At 65.1% G+C, this 23,047-nt stretch carries 16 protein-coding genes; 9 read left to right on the plus strand and 7 right to left on the minus strand.

What is annotated here, in order from left to right; translation table 11 throughout:
* Positions 1-7 precede the first annotated feature (7 nt).
* Positions 8-1,204, plus strand: a complete 1,197-nt coding sequence (locus tag K7G82_RS09105) for an acetyl-CoA C-acetyltransferase (protein ID WP_222989527.1) — start codon at positions 8-10, stop codon at positions 1,202-1,204.
* A gap of 109 nt (positions 1,205-1,313) precedes the next feature.
* Here the strand turns inward: K7G82_RS09105 and K7G82_RS09110 are convergent, their stop codons facing one another.
* A complete protein-coding gene (locus K7G82_RS09110; RefSeq protein WP_222989528.1) occupies positions 1,314-2,636 on the minus strand; it encodes an APC family permease in 1,323 nt (440 codons plus the stop codon).
* A gap of 235 nt (positions 2,637-2,871) precedes the next feature.
* Between K7G82_RS09110 and K7G82_RS09115 the strand changes: the two genes are divergently transcribed.
* Positions 2,872-3,768 carry a MurR/RpiR family transcriptional regulator gene (locus tag K7G82_RS09115; RefSeq protein ID WP_222989529.1) on the plus strand — a complete coding sequence of 299 codons (897 nt, stop codon included), beginning with the start codon at positions 2,872-2,874 and terminating at the stop codon, positions 3,766-3,768.
* Here K7G82_RS09115 and dgcN read toward each other — a convergent pair whose 3' ends face one another.
* Genes dgcN through K7G82_RS09130 form a run of 3 tightly spaced genes read right to left on the minus strand, consistent with a single transcriptional unit; the run spans position 3,769 to position 9,088 of the window.
* Positions 3,769-4,782: an N-acetyltransferase DgcN gene (gene dgcN, locus K7G82_RS09120; protein WP_222989530.1), complete on the minus strand. Its 1,014-nt coding sequence runs from the start codon at positions 4,780-4,782 to the stop codon at positions 3,769-3,771.
* Positions 4,779-6,365, minus strand: a complete 1,587-nt coding sequence (locus K7G82_RS09125) for an N-acyl-D-amino-acid deacylase family protein (RefSeq protein ID WP_222989531.1) — start codon at positions 6,363-6,365, stop codon at positions 4,779-4,781. Before K7G82_RS09125 ends, dgcN begins: the two co-directional genes overlap by 4 nt.
* Positions 6,296-9,088 (minus strand): TonB-dependent receptor plug domain-containing protein, encoded by a 2,793-nt coding sequence (locus K7G82_RS09130; protein ID WP_222989532.1) that lies wholly within the window; start codon positions 9,086-9,088, stop codon positions 6,296-6,298. The genes K7G82_RS09125 and K7G82_RS09130 overlap by 70 nt, the downstream gene beginning before the upstream one ends.
* A 165-nt stretch (positions 9,089-9,253) precedes the next feature.
* Here K7G82_RS09130 and K7G82_RS09135 point away from each other — a divergent pair, with 165 nt between their 5' ends.
* The gene (locus tag K7G82_RS09135; RefSeq protein ID WP_246623391.1) at positions 9,254-10,333 is read left to right on the plus strand and encodes a cyanophycinase; all 1,080 of its coding nucleotides are present in this window, start codon (positions 9,254-9,256) and stop codon (positions 10,331-10,333) included.
* 194 nt (positions 10,334-10,527) lie between these two features.
* Here the strand turns inward: K7G82_RS09135 and K7G82_RS09140 are convergent, their stop codons facing one another.
* Both K7G82_RS09140 and K7G82_RS09145 read right to left on the minus strand, forming a co-directional pair.
* The gene (locus tag K7G82_RS09140) at positions 10,528-12,099 is read right to left on the minus strand and encodes a class I adenylate-forming enzyme family protein (RefSeq protein WP_222989533.1); all 1,572 of its coding nucleotides are present in this window, start codon (positions 12,097-12,099) and stop codon (positions 10,528-10,530) included.
* Between the two features lie 3 nt (positions 12,100-12,102).
* The gene (locus tag K7G82_RS09145; protein WP_222989534.1) at positions 12,103-14,106 is read right to left on the minus strand and encodes a glycoside hydrolase family 5 protein; all 2,004 of its coding nucleotides are present in this window, start codon (positions 14,104-14,106) and stop codon (positions 12,103-12,105) included.
* A 117-nt stretch (positions 14,107-14,223) separates the two neighbouring features.
* Between K7G82_RS09145 and K7G82_RS09150 the strand changes: the two genes are divergently transcribed.
* The 6 genes from K7G82_RS09150 (at position 14,224) to K7G82_RS09175 (ending at position 22,161) form a co-directional block, all read left to right on the plus strand.
* Positions 14,224-15,603, plus strand: a complete 1,380-nt coding sequence (locus K7G82_RS09150) for an MFS transporter (RefSeq protein ID WP_222989535.1) — start codon at positions 14,224-14,226, stop codon at positions 15,601-15,603.
* 91 nt (positions 15,604-15,694) lie between these two features.
* A complete protein-coding gene (locus K7G82_RS09155; RefSeq protein WP_222989536.1) occupies positions 15,695-17,974 on the plus strand; it encodes a TonB-dependent receptor in 2,280 nt (759 codons plus the stop codon).
* Between the two features lie 106 nt (positions 17,975-18,080).
* On the plus strand, positions 18,081-18,869 hold the full coding sequence (locus K7G82_RS09160; protein WP_222989537.1) for a GntR family transcriptional regulator: 789 nt from the start codon (positions 18,081-18,083) through the stop codon (positions 18,867-18,869).
* A gap of 10 nt (positions 18,870-18,879) precedes the next feature.
* On the plus strand, positions 18,880-19,842 hold the full coding sequence (locus K7G82_RS09165) for a Gfo/Idh/MocA family protein (RefSeq protein ID WP_222989538.1): 963 nt from the start codon (positions 18,880-18,882) through the stop codon (positions 19,840-19,842).
* Positions 19,843-19,924: 82 nt separating this feature from the next.
* Entirely contained in the window at positions 19,925-20,815 is an 891-nt protein-coding gene (locus K7G82_RS09170; protein WP_222989539.1) for a hypothetical protein, read from the plus strand.
* A complete protein-coding gene (locus K7G82_RS09175) occupies positions 20,812-22,161 on the plus strand; it encodes an MFS transporter (protein WP_222989540.1) in 1,350 nt (449 codons plus the stop codon). Before K7G82_RS09170 ends, K7G82_RS09175 begins: the two co-directional genes overlap by 4 nt.
* A gap of 46 nt (positions 22,162-22,207) precedes the next feature.
* On the opposite strand, the gene K7G82_RS09180 is transcribed toward K7G82_RS09175, so the two are convergent.
* Positions 22,208-23,020 (minus strand): phytanoyl-CoA dioxygenase family protein, encoded by an 813-nt coding sequence (locus K7G82_RS09180; protein ID WP_222989541.1) that lies wholly within the window; start codon positions 23,018-23,020, stop codon positions 22,208-22,210.
* Between the last annotated feature and the right edge of the window lie 27 nt (positions 23,021-23,047).

A 23,047-nucleotide genomic window follows, 5' to 3' on the forward strand; every position in this document is an offset into this window, starting at 1 on the left:
AAACACCATGCGCAAGGCCGCTATCGTCACGCCGCTCCGTACGCCTGTCGGCAAGTTCATGGGCGCATTGTCCGGCATGCAGGCCGGCGATCTGGGCGCGGTGATCGTCAAGGCGCTGGTCGAACGCACCGGCATCGATCCGATGCGGATCGACGATGTCGTCTTCGCCCAGGGCTATGGCAATGGCGAGGCACCGGCCGTCGGCCGCTGGGCGGCGCTCGCCGCCGGGCTGCCGATCGAGGTGCCGGGCTATCAGCTCGACCGCCGCTGCGGCAGCGGGCTCCAGGCGGTGATCGACGCGGCGATGATGGTGCAGACCGGCGCGGCGGACGTCGTCATTGCCGGCGGCGTCGAAAGCATGAGCAATGTCGAATATTATTCGACCGACATGCGCAAGGGTGCGCGCATGGGGGCTTCGACAATGCATGATCGGCTGACGCGCGGGCGGCTGATGTCGCAGCCGATCGAACGCTTCGGCGTGATCAGCGGCATGATCGAGACCGCCGAGAATCTGGCGAAGGACTATGGTATCAGCCGTGAAGCCTGCGACGAATATGCGGTGATGAGCCACCAGCGCGCCACTGCGGCCTGGGCCGGGAACCGGTTCGCCGACGAACTCGTGCCCGTCCCGGTGCCGCAGCGCAGGGGCGATCCGGTGCTGTTCGCGAAGGATGAGGGCTTCCGCCCCGATGCGACGATGGAGACGCTCGGCGCGCTCCGGCCGATCGAGAAGGGCGGCGTGGTGACGGCGGGCAATGCCAGCCAGCAGAACGACGCCGCCGCCGCCTGCCTCGTCGTCGCGGAAGACAAGCTGGCGGAATTGGGGCTGGAGCCGCTCGCATGGTTCCATGGCTGGGCGGCCGCCGGCTGTGAACCTTCGCGCATGGGCATCGGCCCCGTGCCGGCGGTCGCGCGCCTGTTCGAGCGCACGGGACTGAGCTGGGACGATATCGATCTGGTCGAGCTCAACGAGGCGTTCGCGCCGCAGGTGCTTGCCGTTCTCAAGGGCTGGGGCTGGGACGACAGGGATCGCCTCAACGTCAACGGATCGGGCATCTCGCTCGGTCATCCGATCGGCGCCACCGGCGGCCGGATCCTTGCCAATCTCCTCCACGAACTGCGCCGTCGCGGTGGCCGTTACGGGCTGGAGACGATGTGCATCGGCGGCGGCCAGGGGTTGGCCGCGGTTTTCGAGCGGGCTTAGAGTCTGGTTGGAAATGCGCGGAAGAGCACATTTCCAGTGCCGCGCCAGGCGTATTCTCCAAACGGACTCTTAGAGCCGGCTGCGCGAAATCTGCATCGCGCAGGATGCTTTAACTGGCTGACGATCGGTCGCGCCAGTGGAACCAGCCGCGCGCGACCACCCAGCCGACGGCGACGATGATCAGGCCGTAGCGGGCCGAAGGCGGACCCGATATCAGGCTGGAGATCATGACGAGCAGCGCGCCGGCCGCGAACAGCGCGGCGGCGAGCTTGACCCCGATACTGAAGCTGCGCCCGCCGCCGGCGGGCGCGAGGCGGAAGACCGCGAGCCCGGCAAGGCCGTAGAACAGCCAGCTCGTCACCACGACATAGCCGAGCAACGTATCGAACGAGCCGAGCGCCGTCAGGATCGCGGCGACGATCGTGCACAGCAGCACGGCGGGCAGCGGCACGCGCGTCCGCGCGGACAGGCCGGCCAGAGCGTGTGGCAACAGCCCGTCGACCGCCATGGCGTAGACCAGGCGCGATCCGCTCAGCAGCGTGGCATGCGCGGCGCTCAGGATCGCGACGAGGATGATCACGCTGACGGTGTTGGCGATCAGGTTCAGGTCGGCCGCCCTCAAGGCAGCTTCGATCACATTGGGCGCGGACGCGAGCTCGGCGGGCGGCAGCCACAGGCTGACCGCGAGCGTCACCAGCATGTAAGTGACGCCCAGGATGACCACGCCGGCGATCAGGCCGAAGCGGATGGTGCGCGCGGGATCGGCGGCTTCACCGGAATTGTAGGTCACATATTGCCAGCCCTCGAATGCCCAGAGCACGGCGATCAGCGCGACCGAGATGTTGACGGTGGCGGGCGCCTGCAGCACGCTGCCGGCATCGGCGTGCGTCGGCGCCGGCAAGACCAGCAGCAGGATGGCGATCGCGACCAGCGGCAGCAGCTTGAACAGGGCGGTCCAGTTCTGGACGTCGCCCGATCGCCGGATCGACGCGCAATTGGCGATGCCGATGCCGAGCACGACGATCAGGCCGATCGTGGTGGGGCCAACGGGCAGCGCGAACAGGCGGGAGACGATGCTGCCAAAGGCGCTCGCCAGGGTCGCGATCGCGCCCGAGATGCCGACGAAAAGCATCATCCAGCCGAACAGGAAACCTGCCGTCCGGCCGAAGGCGTCGCGGATATAGACATAGACGCCGCCCGCCTCGGGCCGGGATTCGGCCAGCCGCGCATAGGTGAGTGCGCCGCACAGCGCGAGGGCGGCGCCGATCGCCCAGATCCCGATCGCCAGCCCCACGCTCATGCCCGATGCGGTCACGACCGTCCCTGGAACCAGGAAGATGCCGGAGCCGATGACATTGCCCACCGTCAGCATGGCGATGTCGCGCCGGCCAAGGGTGCGACGGAGCGTCGCGTCTTCCGTGATATCGGTCATCGTGCCGCTTGCCCCAGCGCGCATCCTTCACGATCGGCCATGCCATTCCCCCATGATGCGCATCCGGCGGATGCGGCGATGTCATTTTTCTAACTCGATCTTAGCCTATGGAAAGAATAGACCAGCCACAAGTCGATCGTCCCGTCCGGGACGCTTGACTGTCTGGGAACGCTTCGATGACGATGATCCATCCAGTCTTGTGGCAATCGCCGCCGATCCATGCGATGCCGCGCCGATGACTGTGGGCAGGGGCACTGGCCTGATCGAGCGGCTGCGTGAGGAGATGGCGTCCTTCACCGAGGCCGAGCGGCTGATCGCGAATTTCGTCGTCAACGACCGGCAAAGCGTTCCGTTCGAGACCGCGTCGTCGCTCGCGAAGAAGCTCGACGTCAGCCCGGTCACCGTCGGCCGCTTCTGCCGGCGCATGGGCTATCGCAATTTCCGCGAGCTGAAGGCCGAACTGAAATTCGATATCGCGGCGACGCCATGGCCGCGCGGCGAACAGTTCGATCAGCTCGTCGCGAACGATGCCGGCAAGTCGGAATTGCAGCGCGATTTCGATCTCAACGTCGCCGGCATGCTGGAGGTCTATAATCTCGCGCGCACGCCCGAATGGGACGTGATCGCGACGATCCTGGCCGAGGCGCCCGAGCTTTACGTGTCGGGTTTCCAGCCCGAGCGCGGCATGGCGGCGCAATTCGCCTATATGCTGCAATATGCCCGGCCCAATGTGCGCACGGTCGATCTGGCGGCGGGGCATTTCGCCGATGTGCTGGCCGACGATTGCCCGGGCAGGGCGCTCGTCATCGTCGAGACGCGCCGCTATTCGCGCCAGGCGCAGATGCTGGCGCGCCATGCGCAAAAGGCCGGGATCGCGCTGGTCTTCATCACCGACAAATATTGCCATTGGGCGCACCAATATACGCCGCACGTGCTGGCATTGCCGACCGAAAGCGCGATGTTCTGGGATACGCTGGTGCCGATGGTGGCGGCGCTGACATTGCTCTCGAACGCGGTGGTGCTCAAGCTGGGCGCGAGCGCCGAACCCAGATTGTCGCGCATTTCCGAACTCTATCAGGAGTTCACCGGCCATGTCGGCCAGACGCCGCGCAAGCAGCGCGGCGAGGGGTGATCAGGCACCGGATCCGGTAAGCGCGTCGACGATCGCACCCGCGCCGGTCGCGATCGGATCGATGACGGGCAGGCCGGTCTCCGCCGCCACCCGCGCGATGGTTTCATGGCGTTCGGTCTGGCTCATCCGGCTGGTGTCGAGCGAGATGCCGACCACGCGCGCGGACGGATTGGTGAGCTGCGCCGCGCGGACATTGTCCTCGATACAGCGCTGGAGCGAGGGCAGCGGATAATCGGGATAGCCGTCGATATGGGTACGCGCCGGATCGTGGCAGACCATGATCGCATCGGGCTGCGACCCGTGGAGCAACGCCAGGCTGACCGCCGCATAGCCGGGATGAAACAAGGATCCCTGCCCCTCGATCACGTCCCAGTGATCTGGGCCATTGTCGGGCGAAAGCGTTTCGGCCGCGCCGGCGGCGAAATCGGAAATGGTGGAATCGATCGCGATCCCGCCGCCGGCGATCAGGATTCCGGTCTGTCCGGTGGCGCGGAATGTCGCGTCGATGCCGCGCTCACGCAGCGCGCGATGGATGGCGAGCGCGGTGTATTTCTTGCCGATCGCGCAGTCGGTGCCCACGGTCAGCAATCGCTTGCCCGTCCGCTTGCGTCCCGAGGCGACGGGGAAGGGGCCTTCCCCGCGCCGGACATCATGGAGCGACTGCCCGGCGGCGGCGGCGGCTGGCGCCAATGCGGGATGGTCGCGCAACCGGGCGTGCAGCCCGCTGGCGATGTCGAGCCCCGCTTCGAGCGCCGCGAGCAGCGGCGCTATCCATTCGGGTTGCAGTCCGCCGCCAAGCGGCGCGATCCCGATGACGATGCTGCCCGCGCCAGCGGCACGCGCCTCAGCGGGAGTCATGTCCGGCAGGCCGATATCGACGGCATCGCCGCTCAGCCGGAACTGGCCCAGGCAGAGCTCGGGGCGCCATTGCAGGATTCCGCACGCGGTCTTGGCGATGAGGCGATCGGGCGCGTCGCCGAGGAAGAGCAGATAGGGGCCGGGGATCGACGTCATCGTGCGATGGTTCCTTCGCGCCGCAGCACACGGCCCGGATGCGCGCCCGTGCTCTTGCCGCCGTTGAAGACGAGCGCACCGTTCACCCAGACCCGCGCGATGCCTTGCGACAGGGCCGTCGGATCGTCGGTGGTGGCGCGATCGGTGACGGTCGCTGGGTCGAACAGCACCAGATCGGCGAACGCGCCGGCGCGGATGACGCCGCGATCCTTCAACCCCATATGCGCGGCGGACAAGGCGGTCATCTTGTGGATCGCCTGTTCGATCGTCAGCAATCCGGTTTCGCGCACATAGATGCGCAATGCGCGCGTGAAAGCGCCGGCGCCGCGCGGATGACGGCCGCCGATGGCGCCGTCCGACGAGATGTTCGCATGCGGCCAGGCGACGAATTTCGCGATATCGCGCTCGTCCATGCTGGTCGCGATCACATTGGCGCCGCTCTTCGCGCGTTCGATCTCGTCGACCAGCGCCATCAGCGTCGAGACCTCGTCGGTTCCGCGTTGCGCGGCGATCACCGCCACGGTCTTGCCCGCCAGCCCCGGCTCGGGTGGGAAACCGGCGATCAGCAGGCCTTTGGCGGGCACGAGATGTTTCAGGATGAACTCCGCCGTCGGCCGGTCGCCGAAATTGCGCTCCGGCCACAGCACCGTCAGCGTGCTGTGCCAATAGGGATAGGGATAGACGTCGAGCGTCGCGTCGATCCCTTCGGCACGGGCCTTGTCGAGCACCGACAGGAAACGATCGGCTTGGCCCCACCAGTCGGTCATCGCCAGCTTCGCATGCGACACCTGCACCGGCATGCCCGTTTTCCGGCCGATATCGACCAGTTCGTCGAGCGCCGCCCAGACGTCGCGATCCTCGCTGCGCAGATGGCTGATATAGCGCCCATGATGTTTCGCGGCCTCGCGGGCGAGCGAGAGCACCTCGCCCTTGTCCGAATAGATGCCGGGATCATATTCGAGGCCTGTCGACAGGCCGATCGCGCCCGCCGCCATGTCGTCGGCGAGCAGCGCGCGCATCTTCCCGACTTCGGCCGGTGTAGCCTTGCGCTTGAAATCCTGACCCAGCACCGCGCCGCGCAGGCTGTTATGCCCCGAATAGGACGCGACATTGATCGCGGCGGGCTTGTCCCCCAGCGCCTTGAAGAAGCCGGATAGCGGCACCACCGATCCACCGTCCTGCCCGGCGACGATCGTCGTGATGCCCTGGCTCACCACGACCGATGCGTCGGGATTCTCCGCAAGGCCGCTCGCATGATGGCTGTGGGTATCGATGAAGCCCGGGGCGAGCGTCAGGCCGCGCGCATCGACCACCGTCTCGCCTGCCTCGGCATCGAGCGCGCCGATCGCGACGATCCGGTCGCCGCGGATGCGGACGTCGGCGGTCACGGGCTTCGTGCCCGTGCCGTCGACGACCGAGGCATTCTCGATCAGCAGGTCCTCCGCCGAGGCGGGGGCGATCGCGAGCAGCGCGACGGCCAGCGCGATCAGGCCGGCCGGCAGAGGGCGACGGATCAGAGCTTCTCTCCGCCGAGCTTGTAGGTCAGTTGCAGGAAGAAGCTGCGGCCGACGCTGTCGAACCAACTGATGTCGTAATAGGGATAAGCGGTGTAGGTCGGATCCTTGACCGGCTTTTCGTCGAGCAGGTTGGTGACGGTCAGCGATCCGCGCAGATGATCGGTGAAATCGTACTGCAGCGTCGAATTGAACAGATAGCTCGCCTTGATATAGCCGTCCTCGCCATAATTGGGCAGCTTGCCGAGCCGGTTGCCCGATACCGTCCATTTCAGCCCTTCGACCGAATAGGTGATGCTCGCGGTCGTCTTGTCGCGCGGGATATAATAGCTGCTGTCCGCGGCCAGCTTGTTGATGACCGGATCGCCGTCATATTGGCGGAAATCGTGATCGAACACATGGGTGTGCGCGACCGACAGCGCGAATTCGCCGAAGCTGGTCGGCAGCCGGCCATGGATCGCCACGTCGATGCCGCTGGTCTTTTCGTGCGAGACGTTGATCGGGTTGATCGAGACCGAGTCGAGCTCGCCTTCCAGCACGCCGCTGGTGAAGCGCTTCACGCGCGTAAGGGCGTCCTGGCAGGTCGGCGTGTTGATATCGACCGGAGCGCCGCCTTCGGTCTGCCGGAGACGGCAGTCCGCTTCGGTCCTGAGCAGCCTGTCGATGCTCAGATCCTGGACCTGGTTGGACAGCGCGACGCGGAAATAATCGACTGAGACGTCGAAATAGCGTGACGGCGCCCAGACGATTCCGGCGTTCAGCGATTTGCTCGTTTCCGGTTTCAGCAGGCGATTGCCGTTGCGCTGCGCGACGATGCCCACCCCCGAATAATCGCAATCGGCGATATCCTCGTCGGGCTGATCCCTGCGGCAGAGATAATAGTCGTCGGCCGAAGGGTGGGTATTGCCCGGCCCGGTGAAGACATAATGGAGGTCGGGCGCGCGGAAACCCGTGCCATAGGCGGCACGGATCAGCAGCGTCGACGTCGGCCGCAGTTCCAGTCCGCCATTATAGGTGAACTTGCCGATGTTGCTGCCGGCGAAGCTGAAATGATCGTAGCGCGCCGCGCCGGAAATCTGGAGGAAACTGGTGACCGGCACGCGCAGCTCGCCGCCCAGCGCCCAATGGGTCCGCCGGCCGACGCCGTCACTGTCCTTCAATCCGTAATAATAGTCGGTCAGCGCCAGCGGGTCGGGATTGAGGTCGTAGCCCTGCTTGCCATATTCGCCGATCGCGGCGAAGCCGATCGGGCCGGCGGGAAGCCGGAACAGTTCGGTCGTGTTGATCGTCGCCGAGAAATTGTCGGTCCAGCTGCGCGGGCGATAGATGCTGTTGACCGCGATGCTGTCATATTCCGCTTCGGTCAGCGGCTTGTAGAGCCGGCTCGGATTGGCGTTGAAGATCGGATAGCCGCTGTCGGGATCGACGCCGAGTTGTGGGCCAAGGAACAGCGCATTGGCCTTGGCGGCTATGACCTCGGGGAATTTGACGACCGACCTGTACTCGCTGTGGTTGAACGAGGCCTCGTAATTCCAGTTGTCCGCGAAATTGCCCCTGACGCCCGGCGTGATGCTGAACGTCTTCTGCTTGTTGCGGATCATCGTCTTGCGGAAACCGCCGGCTTCTTCCGGCGTGAACTGGCGGGACCAGTCGTCGAGCACGCCATCATAGCTGTTGTAGAAGGTGGTGTCGCTGCTGCCCGATGCGTCCTGGAACGCCCAGCTCAGCACATCGGGCATCAGCGCGACATTGCTGATGCCGAACTGCGCATCGACGAACAGTTTTGCGTTATCGGACAGCTCGTATCCGGCGGATGCGAAGCTGTTGAAGCCCTTGCGCTGCGATATCACGGTTCCGTAACCGATCGAGCTCCGGCTTCCGCAGAAATAGCCGGGACCATAATCGTCGATCACCGGATCATATTCGCCATAGCGCGCGCGTGAGGTGTAGATCGTGCTGCCGCGATTGAGATAGGCTAGGCTGGCGCAGGTGGCGGCACCCGGATCGACGTAAATATCCTCATCCGGATTGTAGCGCAGGAAGACGCGCCGGGCGAGCGGGGTCACCGGATTGTCCTCGGTGCTGTCCTGGATCTTGCGCGTATAGGCCCAGAGCGGCCGCTGATGCAGATATTCGATGCCGCCCACGATGTTGAAGCGATCGGTGGACCAGCCGCTGGTCAGCGTCGCGCGGTGGGACATGCCGCCGCCATGCTCGGTGAAGCCGGCGCGATAGTCGATGGTGGTGCCGTCCACCCGTTCCTTCATCTTGAAGTTGATCACGCCGGCGATGGCATCGGAACCGTAGATGGCCGACGCGCTGCCGCTCAGCACTTCGACGCGTTCGATCAGGCCGACCGGCAGGTTGGAGATGTCGGTGAAGTTGCTGCGGCCCTGGAAGGGCAGCGGGAAATCCGCGATGCGCCGGCCATTGACCAGCACCAGCGTATGATTGGGGCCAAGCCCGCGCAGATCGACCTGTTGCGCGCCCGGCGTGAAGCTGGCGCCGCTGAACGATTGCTGGCTCTGCGTCTCGCCGCCATTCTGGGTCACCGCGCGCAGAATGTCCGGAACGCTGGTATAGCCGTTCGATCGGATCATGTCGGAATTGATCACCGTGATCGGTGCGGGCCCTTCCTCCGACACGCGCGGAATGCGCGATCCGGTGACGATGATTTCCTCCGACGGCGTCGCATCGCCCTGGGCGTCCTGCGCGAGCGCGGGCGTGGTCAGCGCGAAGACGCCGCATCCCAGCGCCAGTGAAATCCGAAATGCGTTGCGCGCGATCATCATCGACACCCCCCCTTTGCTTCGATCGACCGATTTCAACCGACCATCGTTTCCCGGCGACGATCGGAATCTTTGTCAAAAGCTGATCAGAAAATCACATCTGCAAATTTTCTGACACGATTTCCGTAGCAACATTGCCCCGCTCATGCGACAGAAATAGTGGTCGGCATGCCCGGTTTGCCGGTCGGCGATGCCGATCTGCAACAGGGCAGCGGCGTCGCATCGGGAGAGGCATGGATGAACCTGCTTAAATTCGCCGGAAGTCTCGTGCTCGCATTTGTCCTGGCGGCGGCCACGCCCGCCGCGGCACCCGTTGACGGCCTCACCCGCTATGTGGCCGGCGATATCGATGCGGCGACACCGGGGCCGGTTTCGGGCGGATTGTTGCTGATGGGCGGCGGCGATCGCGATCCCGCCGCGATGCGCTGGTTCTTTGCCAAGGCGGGGCGGGGGCATATCGTGATCCTGCGCGCGTCCTATGGCGGGGAGGCGGGCGAGGAATTCTATCGAGAGATCGGCGGTATCGCTTCGGCGGAAACCTTCGTCTTTTCCGGTCGTGCCGCGTCCAGCGATCCGCACATGCTCGCGCGGCTTGCACGTGCCGACGGCATTTTCATCGCCGGCGGCGATCAGGCCAATTATGTCCGCTACTGGAAGGGCACGCCGGTCGCCGCCGCGCTCGACGCGCATGTGGCGGCAGGCAAGCCGATCGCCGGGACAAGCGCAGGGCTCGCGATGCTCGGCGAGCGGCTTTACGGTGCGATGGATGGCGGCAGCCTGACGAGCGCCGAGGCCCTGGCCGATCCGTTCGGCCCGGCGAACACCATCGAACGCGATTTCCTGCATATCGCGCTGCTGCGCGGCATCGTGACCGATACGCATTTCAAGGAACGCGACCGGCTGGGCCGGCTGATGGCATTCCTCGCCAAGGCGCAACGCGGCGCGCGGGCGGGCGACCGCGCGATGCTGGGGCTTGGCGTCGACGAGGACGCGGCGGTCGCGGTCGAGCCCGACGGCACGGCGCGGTTGTTTTCGATCAAGCCCGATGGCGGCGCCTGGCTCGTCGATGGCGCGGGGCTGCGCGGGATCAGGGCGAAGGGGCCGCTGACGGCTGCGCGGGTCGAGGTGACGGGGATCGGCAGGGCCTCGGTGCTTCACTTGCCGTCGGGCAGGGTGGAGGCGCCGACCTTCCGTCGCGCCTATCGGCTCGGCGGCGGCAGGATCGTCGAATTGCCGGCTGAGAAATAGGGCCCGATCGTCGATGTTCGTTTGCTTGTCGCCGGGTTTCAATCGCGTCCTGTTGACGCCCCTGTCCTCCTGTCATTCCCGCGCACGCGGGAATCCAGCTTCTTCTTCTTTTTCCTGACACTTCACGGAAAAGCTGGATTCCCGCGTGTGCGGGAATGACAAGGAGAAGGAGAAGAGGCGTCGGCTTCCCGATTTCAATCGCGGCGGCGGTGTCCGTCGCTGTCGAGCGCCATGTCGCGCAATTCGCGTTTCAGCACCTTGCCGATCTCGCTGCGCGGCAGCGCGTCGATCTCGATGATGTCGCTGATCCGCTGGGTCTTGCCGACGCGCTGGTTCAGCCAGTTGCGGATCTCCGCCGCAGGAGTTTCGTCGCGCGCGCGGCGGACGATGAAGGCGACCGGCGTCTCGCCCCATTCGCTCGAAGGCATGCCGACCACCGCGACATCCTCGACCGCGGGATGCTCGCGCATCGCGACCTCGATATCGGACGGATAGACGTTGAAGCCGCCCGAGATCACCACGTCCTTGCGGCGATCGAGCAGGGTCAGGAAGCCGTCTTCATCGAAACGGCCGATATCGCCGGTACGGATATAGCGGCGGCCCTGTTCGTCGAACCATTCGGCGTCGCGCGTCTGTGCCGGGCGGTTGTGGTAATGCCGCATCATCAATGGCGAATGGCCGACGATCTCGCCGACGCTGCCCGGCGGCAACGGCTGGCCATCCTCGTCGATCACGCGCATGACATGCCCTTCCACCGGCACGCCGACCGTGTCGAGTTTGTGGGGATGGAGATGTGCCGCCAGCGTCGCGGTCCCGCCGCCTTCGGTCATGCCGTAAATCTCGATCAGCCCGCCCGGCCAGCGCCGCAGGATCTCCGCCTTCAGATCGGCGGCGAAGGGCGCGCTGGTGCACGTCTTCATGCGGAATGCGGACAGGTCGAAACGGTCGAATTCCGGATCGTTCATCAGCCGCCGATACTGGACGGGCACCAGCATGGCATGGGTGACACGGTGGCGCTCGGCAAGCTCCAGGAAGCGCCGCGCGTCGAACTTCTCCATCAGCACCAGCGTTCCGCCATTGGCGAGCGTGGGCACCACGCTGACCAGCGTGGTGTTCGAGCAGAGCGGCGTCGAGATGATCGCGATCGCTTCGGCGGTATAACCGGCCATCCGCCCGCGCAGCACATGCTGCCAGCGCATGCCATGATCCTGCACGATGCCCTTGGGGCTGCCGGTCGTGCCCGAGGAATAGATGATGTTGAAAATATCGTCCGGCGCCAGCGGCACCGGGGTCGGCTCGGCGTCTTCCTCGGGGAGCCAGGCGGAGAGCGGCGTGCCGATCGGCGCATCCTCGCCGAGCGCGATCACCGTCGCGCCGGACAAGGCGTCGGCGAAGCGGTCGCCGGTCGCTTTATCGACGAACACCAGTTTCGCGCCGCTGTCCGCGATCACGGCGGCGAGCGCGTCCGGGCTCGACGAGGCCGCGATCGGCGCGACGGTACCGCCGGCGCGCAGGATCGCGAGGAACATCGCGACATGATCGATCGAGGTCGCCGCGACGATCGCGACGACGTCGCCCCTGGCGATGCCGTCGCGCTGCAATCCGGCGGCCATCCGGTCGATCCGCGCATCGAGCGCGCGATAGTCGAGCCGCACCTCGCCATGGATCAGCGCGACATGTGCGCCGGTGTCGCGAGCATGAAGCCGGACGAGATCGGGCAGGGTGGCGAAGCTGTCGAACGGCATGACGATCGGTTCCGTGTGCATGTGTCAGCCGGCGGGGCGCGGTTCGATGACGATCTCGATCCGGCCCGGCCGCGCCGCATCGATCCGCACGAACTGGCCCGACGCGACGATATCCGCACTATCGTCGCCCGCGACGCGCGTCGAGAAGCCTTCGGCGTAGCGGCTGCGCGGCACATAAATTCGCGTCGGCGCCGCGATCGCCGGATCGGCGTCGAACTGGAGCGTGAAACGGCGCGACGCCCGGTCGAAATGCATACGGACGATCCGGCCCTGGACGGCATGGGCGAAGGGGCGGCAGAAACCCGCGATCGCGCGGCCGCCTGAATCGGGATCGGCGGGATCCTCCTGCTGGTCCAGCGAGAAGATCGACAGATCCTCCTGGTTCCAGGTGTCGCCGATGCGCAGGTCGTTGCGGTTGGACGCGGTGTAGTTCCATTGGGTGGCGTGGAGCAGCAGTGCATCGAGCGCGTCGTACATCAGCCCGAGCAGCAGCACATGCTTGTCCCAGATCGCGGGATCGCGCACGCCGTTCGCCCACGCCTCATAGGCAGCGCCTTCGTCCAGATCGAAGGGGATGCCGAACTCGCCGACCAGCGAGGGGGACCCCCCGGATGAGAAAAGCTCGGCGGGGGCGGCCTTGTGCGCCATCTGGTCGATGAAGCGCGCCAGCACCTGTTCCTCGCCGCACGCGCGCGCGCCGGTGACGAAATCGAACGAATTCTCGGGATCGAAGCTCTTCAGATAAAGCGTCGATGCGTCGTACCAGTGGCTGGCATTGACGGTCCGTTCGGGCATGTCGACGGGGAAGGGCCTGCCAGCCGCCGCGCCCATGGCATCGAGTTCGGCGAAGACCAGCCAGTCGGGATTGTGCGCACGCACGGTATGCGCCACCTGGTGGAAGAGCGGGCCGAAACCATCCTCCGAAATGGTGATGCGGCGGCCGTCGCGCGTGCGGAAGAACTCCTCGTCGCCCGCGATCGCGACGCCATTCTCGATCCGATAGGCGCCGGCCGCCTCGAACGGGCAGGCGACGCCGTCGCGCCAGATCGGGATGCCGTGCGGATTGACGATCGCCGTGCCGGCGGGCTCGGCGATGCTGGTCAGCGCATTGCGGCGGAGCAGCGGCACTTCGACGGAGAGGCCGCGCGCCGCCGCAAGGCCGTCGAGCGCGGACATCGCCTTGCCGGGGCGAGCGCGGGTAGTGTTGTCCTCGCTGGGGGCGAGGTGGCGATAGCTCAGCCGTTCGCCGATCCAGCCCGTGCCCGGTTCGTTGAGCGTGTCGAAACCCAGGACATGCGGCATGTCGCGCAGGCGCGCCGCGACCGCGTCCATCGATCCCAGATAATGGCGCTGCAGATAGTCCTGGATGTTCTCCTCGCCCACGCGATGTGCGGGCGTCAGCAGCCGGCCGCCCCAGAACAATGTCCACATGATCGCATTTGCGGGCAGGCGGTAATTGGTGCCCCAGCTCATCTGCGGATAGTCATCCTGGCGCTTCACCGTGCTGGCATAGTCATAGACATGCTGCATCACATGCGCGGCGCCGGCGGCGTGGAATTTCGTGAAGTCGAGCCCGGCCGCCTCGAAGGTCCAGCCCGGCGCGCCGTCGCCGCCGGTCATCCGGCTCCAGACGTCCTGGTGGAAATCGACGAAGAGGTAGAGGCCGTGATGCGCCGCGCGACGGCAGATCTCGGCGAAATAGTCGAGATACTCCTGGTCATGCAGGCCGGGGCCGGCATGTTCGACCGCTTCCCAGGTGGTCAGCAGCCTCAGGCAATTGAACCCCCAATGCGCGAGCCGGCCAAGATGCGCGTCGGCTTCCGCCACGGCAAAGGGGCGTCCGACGAACGAAACCGCGCGGTGGTCGGCGAAGTCGCCCGGAAACTGCGTGCCGCCGTCAGGCCAGGGCACCTTGCAGTCGCCGCCGAGATTGACGCCGCGCAGCATGACCTGTCGGCCGGTCGCGTCGACGAGCCTTGGCCCGTCGATATGGATGCTCGGAAGATGCGGGTTGCGGCCGACGCTCATATGTTGAACCTTGCTCAAATTGATCGATCACCATAAAAATGGATCGAAAATGTGCCGTCAAGGCAAATTTATATCGAAAATAGGCGCGGGGTAGGCGCCGGTGGTGGAGGGTGGAGAGTGTCCGATAGCGAGCAGGGCGCGCAGCGCCTGAGCATGAAGCGCAAGGCCGGGTTCGCGATCGGCGATTATGCCTGCAATCTCTATTGGCAGAGCATCTCGCTCTTCCTCATGTATTATTACACCGATGTCGTCGGCCTGCCTGCGACCACGGCGGGCTTGATCTACATGATCGCCTCGATCTTCGACGGCGCGATCGATCCGGTGATGGGCGCGGTCGCGGATCGCACGCGCACGCGCTGGGGGCGTTACCGGCCCTGGATCCTGATCGGCGCGATCCCGCTCGGTTTTTCCTTCGCGGCGCTCTACTGGAAGCCCGCGCTCGACGGGCTGGGCCTGATCGCGGTGGTGCTCGCCACGCATCTGGTGTTCCGTGTCGCCTATACCGCGGTCTCCATCCCCTATTCTTCGCTGACCGCGCGGATCACCACCAGTTCGGACGAGCGCAACGGCCTGGCCGGCTTCCGCATGTTCTTCGCGACGCTGGCGGGGCTCACCATCTCGTTCCTGACCCAGCCCATGGTCGCGCTGTTCGGCGGCGGCGATCAGGCGCGGGGCTTCTTCTATGCCGCCTGCACGATCGCGCTCGTCTCCACCTCGATCCTGCCGCTCGTCTTCCTGGCGACGCGCGAGCCGGTGCTGGCGTCGGACGATCAGCCGATGCCCGGCATGCGCGATTATTGGCGCTCGATCCGCGTCAACCGCGCCTTCTGGCTGGTGATGGTGGCGATCACCTCGGCGGCCCTGTGCAGCACGGTGATCGGCAAGTCCGTGCTCTATTATTTCAAATATTTCGTCGGGGACGAGGGGAGCGCGCGCTATGCGCTCTCGGTCAAATCGGCCGCCGGGCTGCTGATCATCCCGAGCTGGGTCTATGTCACCAAGCTGACGGGCAAGCGCGGCGCCTGGTTCACCGCCACCGGCTGGGCGCTGGTCGGGCTGGCCGTCTTCGCGCTCACCGATATCCGCGACGTGGTGGGCGCGTCGCTGATGTTCCTCTTCCTGCACGTCGCGATATTGGGGCTCAACATGACCTATTGGTCGATGCTGCCCGATACCGTCGAATATGGCGAATGGCGTTCGGGCGTGCGCGCCGAATCCTTCATCTTCGGTTTCGGCATCTTCTTCCAGAAGGTCGCGCTCGGGATGGCCGCCGGCCTGCTCGGCGTGATGCTCGATCTGGCCGGTTATGTCCCCAACCAGCCCCAGACCCCTGAAACGCTGGAGGGGATCAAGCTGATCATCACCGTCTTCCCGACGATCGGGCTGATCATGGCGGCGGTCGCGATGTGGCTTCATCCGCTTCGGCGCGGCGAGCATGAGCGCATCTCGCGCGAACTGGCGGAGCGCCGGCTCGCCATGGCCCATGCCGATGATTGAGTCGTTTGCGATCGACCAATTGACATAAGGCAGGATTCGGTCGAAAATCATCATAATAACAAGATACGAATCAAATATAGGGGAGAATGGGATGATCGGCTCCGGGATTCTGTCGTCCGAATGGGTGCGCTTCCGTCGCGGACTGTTGTGTGGAACGGTTTCGGGTCTTGCACTGGTCGCGTCTCCGGCATTCGCCGCCAACGGACAGGCCGCGCCCGCTCAGGCGGCCGAAAGCGAGGCCGATCCGGGGGACATCGTCGTCACCGCGCAGAAGCGCGCGGAGCGGCTGCAGGACGTGCCGATCTCGATCGCGGTGGTTGGCGGCGAAACGCTTTCGGCGCTCAATCTCAACGAGGCGACCGATCTCCAATATATCGTGCCCGGCGTGCAGGTGCTCAACGCCGCCGGCCCGCGCAGCTTCGGCTTCTATATTCGTGGCATCGGCACGACCTCCTTCTCGTCGGAGTCGGTCGAGGGCAGCGTCGCCTATGTGATGGATGGCGTCGTGCTCGGCCAGTCGGGCGCTTCGCTAGCCGATCTTCCCGATATCGAACGGATCGAGGTGCTGCGCGGCCCGCAAGGCACCCTGTTCGGCAAGAACGCGTCGGCGGGCGTGATCAACGTCGTCACCCGCCGTCCCTCCGATCATTGGGAGGGCAGGGTTTCGGGAAGCTGGGCCTGGCCGCTCAACGAGCGCAAATTCTCCGGGCTCGTCACCGGCCCGATCAGCGACGATGTCCGTGTCCTGTTCTCGGCGCGCCTGAACAAGCGCGACGGCAATGTCGAGAATGTGTTCGACGGGCGCAGGCTCAACAACCGCAACGATTATGGCTTCCGCGGCAAGATCGAGGCGACGCCGGGCAGCAATTTCACGTCGACATTGATCGGCGACTGGTGGCGCCGTCGCTCCGACTGCTGCATCTGGACGCTGCGTTCAGTGACCGTGCCGCCCAATGCCATCGAGGCCAGCCAGATCGCGGCGGGCATCGTGCCCTCGCCGACCAACGAGAAGCAGAACGTCAATGGCCTGGTCCGCTCCGACATCGATAGCTGGGGCGTCTCGCTCGACAATGAATACGAGACGGACAGCGGCTATGCGATCAGTTCGATCACGGCTTTCCGCTCGTGGCATACGATCGACGGCCTCGATACAGACAGCTCGCCGACCAATATCTACGACACCAACTATGCCGATTTCGACCAGCGGCAATTCTCGCAGGAATTGCGGTTGACCTCACCCAAGGGCGGGCTGATCGACTATGTCGCGGGCGTCTTCTATTTCCACAGTTCCGTGACGTCGGTGTCTTACCAGGACAACAAGTCGAGCGCCGCCGCCTATGCCGGCCGCGTCGTCACCAACAATGCGACGACCGACAATTACGCGGTGTTCGGCCAGGCCAATATCAACGTGGCGAAGAATTTCCGGCTGATCGCGGGCGCGCGCTGGCTCAGCGAAACGGCGACTGCCAACAAGCTGCGGCTCGACACGCGCAGCAGCGCCACCCAGTTCGCCCAGGCCAGGAAGACCGATACCGGCTTTGTCTGGCGGCTTGGCGCGCAATATGATCTGAGCCCGGACGCCAATGTCTTCGCGACGGTCACGCGCGGCTTCAAGGCCGGCGGCTACGACACCGGCATCGGCTTTCCCGAATTGCGCAATGTCGATCCGGAAAAGCCGACCAATTGGGAAATCGGCGTCCGGACGAGCTGGCCCGATGCGGGATTGACGGTCAACCTCACCGCCTTCCACCTGACCGTCGACGATTATCAGATCTCGGCGCGCGCGCCGGGGCCAACCTCGATCTATTATCTGATCAACGCGGCCAAGCTCGAATCGAACGGCGTCGAAGGCGACATCACATGGCGGCCGCGCGGCGACGTGGATTTCACGCTCAGCGCCAGCGCGTCCTATATGGACGCCACCTTCAAGAGCTTCCCCAACGCCCAATGCTATCCGGGGCAGACCGCGGCGCAGGGCTGTGTTGGCGGGCAGCAGGATATTTCGGGCACGGTGCTGCCGCACGCGCCCAAATTCTCCGCCAATCTCCAGGCCAGCTATGTCGATGCGCTGGGCGGCGGGCCGGTCAAGCTGCAGCTCGACGCCAATATGAACTATCGTTCGGCCACCGCGCAGGGCTTCCCGGTGTTCGATGCGCTGATCCAGCCGCGCTACGCATTGGTCAACGCGTCGATCGCGATCGCGAGCAGCGACGATTTCTGGCAGGTCCAGTTCTTCGGACGGAATCTGACCGACAAGAATTTCGCGACGACGATCGGCGGAACCGTGCTCGGCAGCGCGGGCAACACGCAGCAATATCCGCTCTATGAGGCGCGCCGCGTGATCGGTGTCGGCTTCTCCCTCAATTTTTAGGGATTCGATCGAATCGAGGAAATTGACAGCGATTTCGCAAGAGACTGTTCATCCTGCCCCGGCGGTGCTTAAGGTGACACATCATCCGTCAACCGAAAGGGCTGCCGTGGCGCGTCTGGTTTCCGTCGCAACCTTCAAGGATCCTCGCCTTCAGGCCGGAATCGATGTCCGCACCAATCCCACCCAGGCGGCGGCGCACTGGTTGCGGCGCGACATCGTTCGTGGCGTGTTCGAGCCGCTCGAACGGCTGAAGGTCGAGCAGCTCACCAAATTCTACAATGTCGGCCACAGCCCGGTGCGCGAGGCGATCCTGCTGGTTTCGGCGAGCGGGCTGGTCGTGCACGAGCACCAGAAGGGGTATCGCGTCGCAGGCATATCCTCGACCGACTATGCCGATCTGATCGACATCTATCAGCGCACCTATCATCTGGCGCTGACCATGGCGGTGGAGCGCGGCGACGAGGATTGGGAGGAGCGCGTCGTGCTGGCGCTGCATCGCTCGATGAAGATCCGCAAGGTGATGACCGATGCCGAGCCCGAAGATCGCGAGCTGTGGCAATATGCGTACAAGAATCTGCACAACGAGATTCTGTCCGGCTGCGGATCGCCGTTGCTGATGGGAATCGTCGGCGACCTGGGCGATCGCGCCGAGCGCTACGTCAATCTCTGCGCCGACATGGCGACCGATCGCGAGCGCGACAGCCATGCCGAGCATCGCGTGATCGTCGACGCAATCGTCGCCGGTGATGTCGATCACCTCAACGTGCTGCTCGATCGCTTCTTCGAGACCGGTGAACCGATGCGCGTCTCGATCCGCGCATCGCTGGCGGCGCTGGAGAACAAGCCGCGCCGCCGCCGGGCCGGATCGGCGGCTACGCAGTCCACGGCGGCATAGGCGCCGCGCGATGGAACGACTGCGCATCGGCCTGTTGGGCGCTGCGCGCGTCGCCAGGGCGGGCATCGTCGATCCGGTGGCGGCGGAGCCGCGCGCGGTGCTGGCGGCAGTTGCCGCGCGCGACCGCGGCAGGGCCGCGGATTTCGCGCGCGAACATGATGTCGCGATCGTCGCGGCCGATTATGCGGCGCTGATCTCCCATCCCGGGATCGATCTGGTCTATGTCGCGACGCCGCCAGCGCATCACGCGGAATGGGCGGCGCGGGCGATCGCGCAGGGCAAGCATGTGCTGGTCGAAAAGCCGTTCGGGCTCGACGCGCGCGAGGCGGAGCATGTCCTCGCCCTGGCGCGAGATCGGGGCGTGCGCGTGTTCGAAGCGATGCATGCGCCGCATCATCCGCTGTTCCGCAAGGTCGAGGCGATCGTGTCCAGCGGTGCGCTCGGCGCGATCCGGCGCGTCGTCGCGCGATTCGACGTCGCATTGCCGCGCACGCCCGGCGAGTTCCGCTGGGACGCGACCCAGGGCGGCGGCGCGCTGATGGATCTGGGCGTCTATCCGCTCGCCTTTTGCCGCAGGCTGCTGGGCGAGGCGTTCGAGATCGAGTCCGTGACAGCCGATCTGATCGAAGGTGTCGACGCTGATTTTTCGGCAAGGTTGCGCTTCGATGGCGGCGTGATCGCGGAGGTTTCAAGCGCGTTCACAAAGCCCGTGGTGATGGAATTGTCCGTCGAGGGCGATTGCGGGACCGTGCTTGCCGACAGGATCGTGGTTCCGCACCGGGGCAATCGGCTCGAAACGCGGATCGATGGTGAGACCATGATCGAGGAGGTGCCGGGGCCGACCAGTTGGACCGCGCAACTGAACGCGATCTGCGACACCTTGCTCGATGGCCGGCCGTTTCCCCTGCCCGAGGATGATTTTGTCCATTCGATGCGCGCGATCGACCGGATCCGTGCGGCTGGCGGGTGGTAAACTGGTCAAAATATATCGAATCTGTTGACTATGGCGCATTTTGAATAAACTATTCCCGCAACGAAAATATGTGGGAGGATTCATGGCGCCGGTGCCCAATACCAATGACGGGTCGTCGCGCGCGCCGCGCCTGCTGCACGGGATCAGTTTCGTCACGCCCGCCGCCTTGCCCGACTGGTCGGTCGGTCCCAGGGGATCGACCGAGACGATCAACGCCGCGCTCAAGGCGGCGGGCTATGAGGCGTTGCAGACGATCGAACCGCACAAGGCGGTCGCCGCCGGCCTGATTCCGACGGGCATGATGCGGATCTTCGACGATGTCGCGCAGATGCGCGAGCGCGTGCGCATGTTCCGCGATGCGGGATGCGACTGCACCACCGTCCATCTCGGCACCGGGCTGGAGAGCGACGACGAGATGACCCGGCTTGCGGAGGCGATGCTGGAGATCGCGGAGAGCGAGCGGCATCCGGTCTATCTCGAAACGCATCGCGCGACGATGACGCAGGATATCCGGCGCACGCTCGACCTGATCGAGCGCCTCCCCGAACTGCGCTTCAACGGCGATTTCGCGCATTGGTATATCGGCCATGAATTCACCTATGGCGATATGGAGATGAAGTTCGCGGCGCTCGCGCCGGTCTTCGAGCGCACGCGCTTCCTGCATCTGCGCATCTCGTCCAACGCTTTCGGCCAGGTGACCGCAAGCGACCCGGCCGAGGCAAGGCATACCGACTATTATCGGCGGATGTGGACGGCGGCCTGTGAGGGCTTTTTACGATCGGCGGGGCCGGGCGATTATCTGGCCGTCCATCCCGAACTGCTGCCCGCCCGCGCCTTCTATCCCAAGATGGTGCCTGGGCCGGATGGTGAGATGCGCGAGGAAAGCGACCGCTGGACGGAGGCGCACTATCTGATCGACATCGCCGAGCATTGCTTCGCCGCCGCGCGCGCCAATCTGGCGGTCGCCGCATGAGCGCGCCCGCGCGGAAGCTCGGCTTCGGACGGATCCTCGGCTTCACCGTCGGCGATTATGCGTTCAACCTCTATTGGCAGAGCGTCTCGCTGTTCCTGCTGTTCTTCTACACCGATGCGGTGGGGCTGAGCGCGGGCGTCGCCGGGCTCATCTACATGATCGCCTCGATCTTCGATGCGGTGATCGATCCGTTCATGGGGGCGATCGCCGATCGCACGCGGACGCGCTGGGGGCGCTATCGCCCCTATATCCTGTTCGGCGCGCCGTTCACCGGCATCGCCTTCATGCTGCTTTATTACCGGCCACCGCTCGACGGGGCCGGGCTCGCGCTGTGGATGCTCGCCGCGCACATCATCTTCCGCATCGCCTATACCGTCGCGTCGATCCCCTATACCGCCATGTCGGCGCGGATTACCCCGGACTCGCTGGAGCGCGGCACCATCGCGGGCGGACGCATCATCTTCGCGACATTGGCCGGCCTGACCGTCGCCACCCTGACCCAGCCGCTCGCATCGGCGCTCGGCGGCGGCGATGTCGCGCGGGGCTTCTTCTGGGCGTCGGGCATATTCGCGCTGATCGCGACGATCGTGCTGCCGCTCGTCTTCCTCGCGACGCGCGAGCCCGAGGAGACGGGGCTGGACAAGGGGCCGGAACGGCTGGCGGATTATTGGCCGGCCCTGCGCGACAATCGCGCGCTCTGGGTGGTCGTGATCGCGATCTGCACGGGCGTGGTCTGCTCGACCGCGCTCGGCAAATCGGTGCTTTATTATTTCAAATATTATCTGGGTGACGAGGCGGCGGGCCGCCAGGCGCTGAGCGTGACGGCGGCGAGCGGCCTGCTGATCGTGCCGGCCTGGGTCTATGTCACCAAATGGATCGGCAAGCGCGCCGCCTGGCTGGCGGCGATCGTCTGGGGGTTGGCGGGGCTCGGCGTCTTCGCGCTCGTCGATATCCGGTCGGTGGGTCTCGCCATCGCCTTCTTCGTCTGGATGCATGTGACGAGCCTGGGGCTGGCGCTGGGTTTCTGGTCGCTGCTGCCCGATACCGTCGAATATGGCGAGTGGCGTACGGGCATGCGGACCGAAAGCTTCGTCTTCGGCCTGGGCGCATTCTTCCTCAAGGTCGCGCTGGGCCTGGGTGCGGGGCTCTATGGCTGGCTGCTGGAACTGATCGGCTACCACGCGAATGTGGTGCAAAGCGCGGAGACGCTGGCCGCCATGAAGCTGCTGATGACCGCGCTTCCCGCCATCGGGCTGCTGCTGGCCGGCGCGGCGATGATCTTCTACCCGCTGCGCGGCCGGATGCACGACGATATCGTGCGCGAACTGGCGGCGCGGAAGGGCTGAGGATCCGTGACCCTGCGAGGACGGGTGACTTTGATCTCCGGCGGAATCAATCCGCAGGTACGACCATGAACTGCCGCTCCGGATCGTCCTGGACGATCTCCTCGCCATTGACGATCGTATAGGCGCCATCGGGCGCATATTGCAGGATATAGGCCTTGCGGACGGTGCCGTCGCGCAGATTTGGGCCGGTGCGATGCGGCGCCAGTGACGAGAACAGGATGATGTCACCCGCCTTGCCGGGAACGGCTACGCCCTCCGCATCCTCCAGGCATTTCAGCCCGATCGGCGTCACCCAATGTTCGATCGTGCCGCCGCGATGCAGGGCTGGCACGATCCAGGGGCAACCATTCTCCTCGTCGACATCGGCCAGCGGGATCCACAAGGTCAGATATTGCTGGGGCTGGATGAAGGTATAGCCATTGTCCTGATGCCAGGGGAATTCCTGCTTCCTGCCCGTCTTCTTGTAGACCGATTGATCCCAATAGAGCCGGACGCCGCCGCCGATCAGATCGTGCAATATGGCGCGGATCGCGGGGTGCGCGGCGAAATCGCGCAATATCCGCGATTGCTTCACGATATGCGCGGTGAAGGTGATGGTGCCGGCGGAGGTGAGCCGGAAACTGCCGCCTTGTTCCTCGGAGACATAGGTCTCGTAGGCCGCCTCGATCGGGTCGATCGCCCGCACCACCGCGTCAATTTCTTCTGGCGTGAACACATCCTCGATCCGCAGGAATCCGTCACGATCGAAGGCGGCGACCTGCTCGCGCGTCAGCGCGCCGAGCGTTCGCTCTGCGGGTACGTCCTGCCATTGGAAATCGCGATTGAGCGGATGCGGTCTGGGTTGAGTGGCGATGTGCATGAAACTCGCATTTCGGGTGGGGCGTAG

This window comes from Sphingomonas colocasiae, from assembly GCF_019880585.1.
Lineage (GTDB): Bacteria > Pseudomonadota > Alphaproteobacteria > Sphingomonadales > Sphingomonadaceae > Sphingobium_A > Sphingobium_A colocasiae.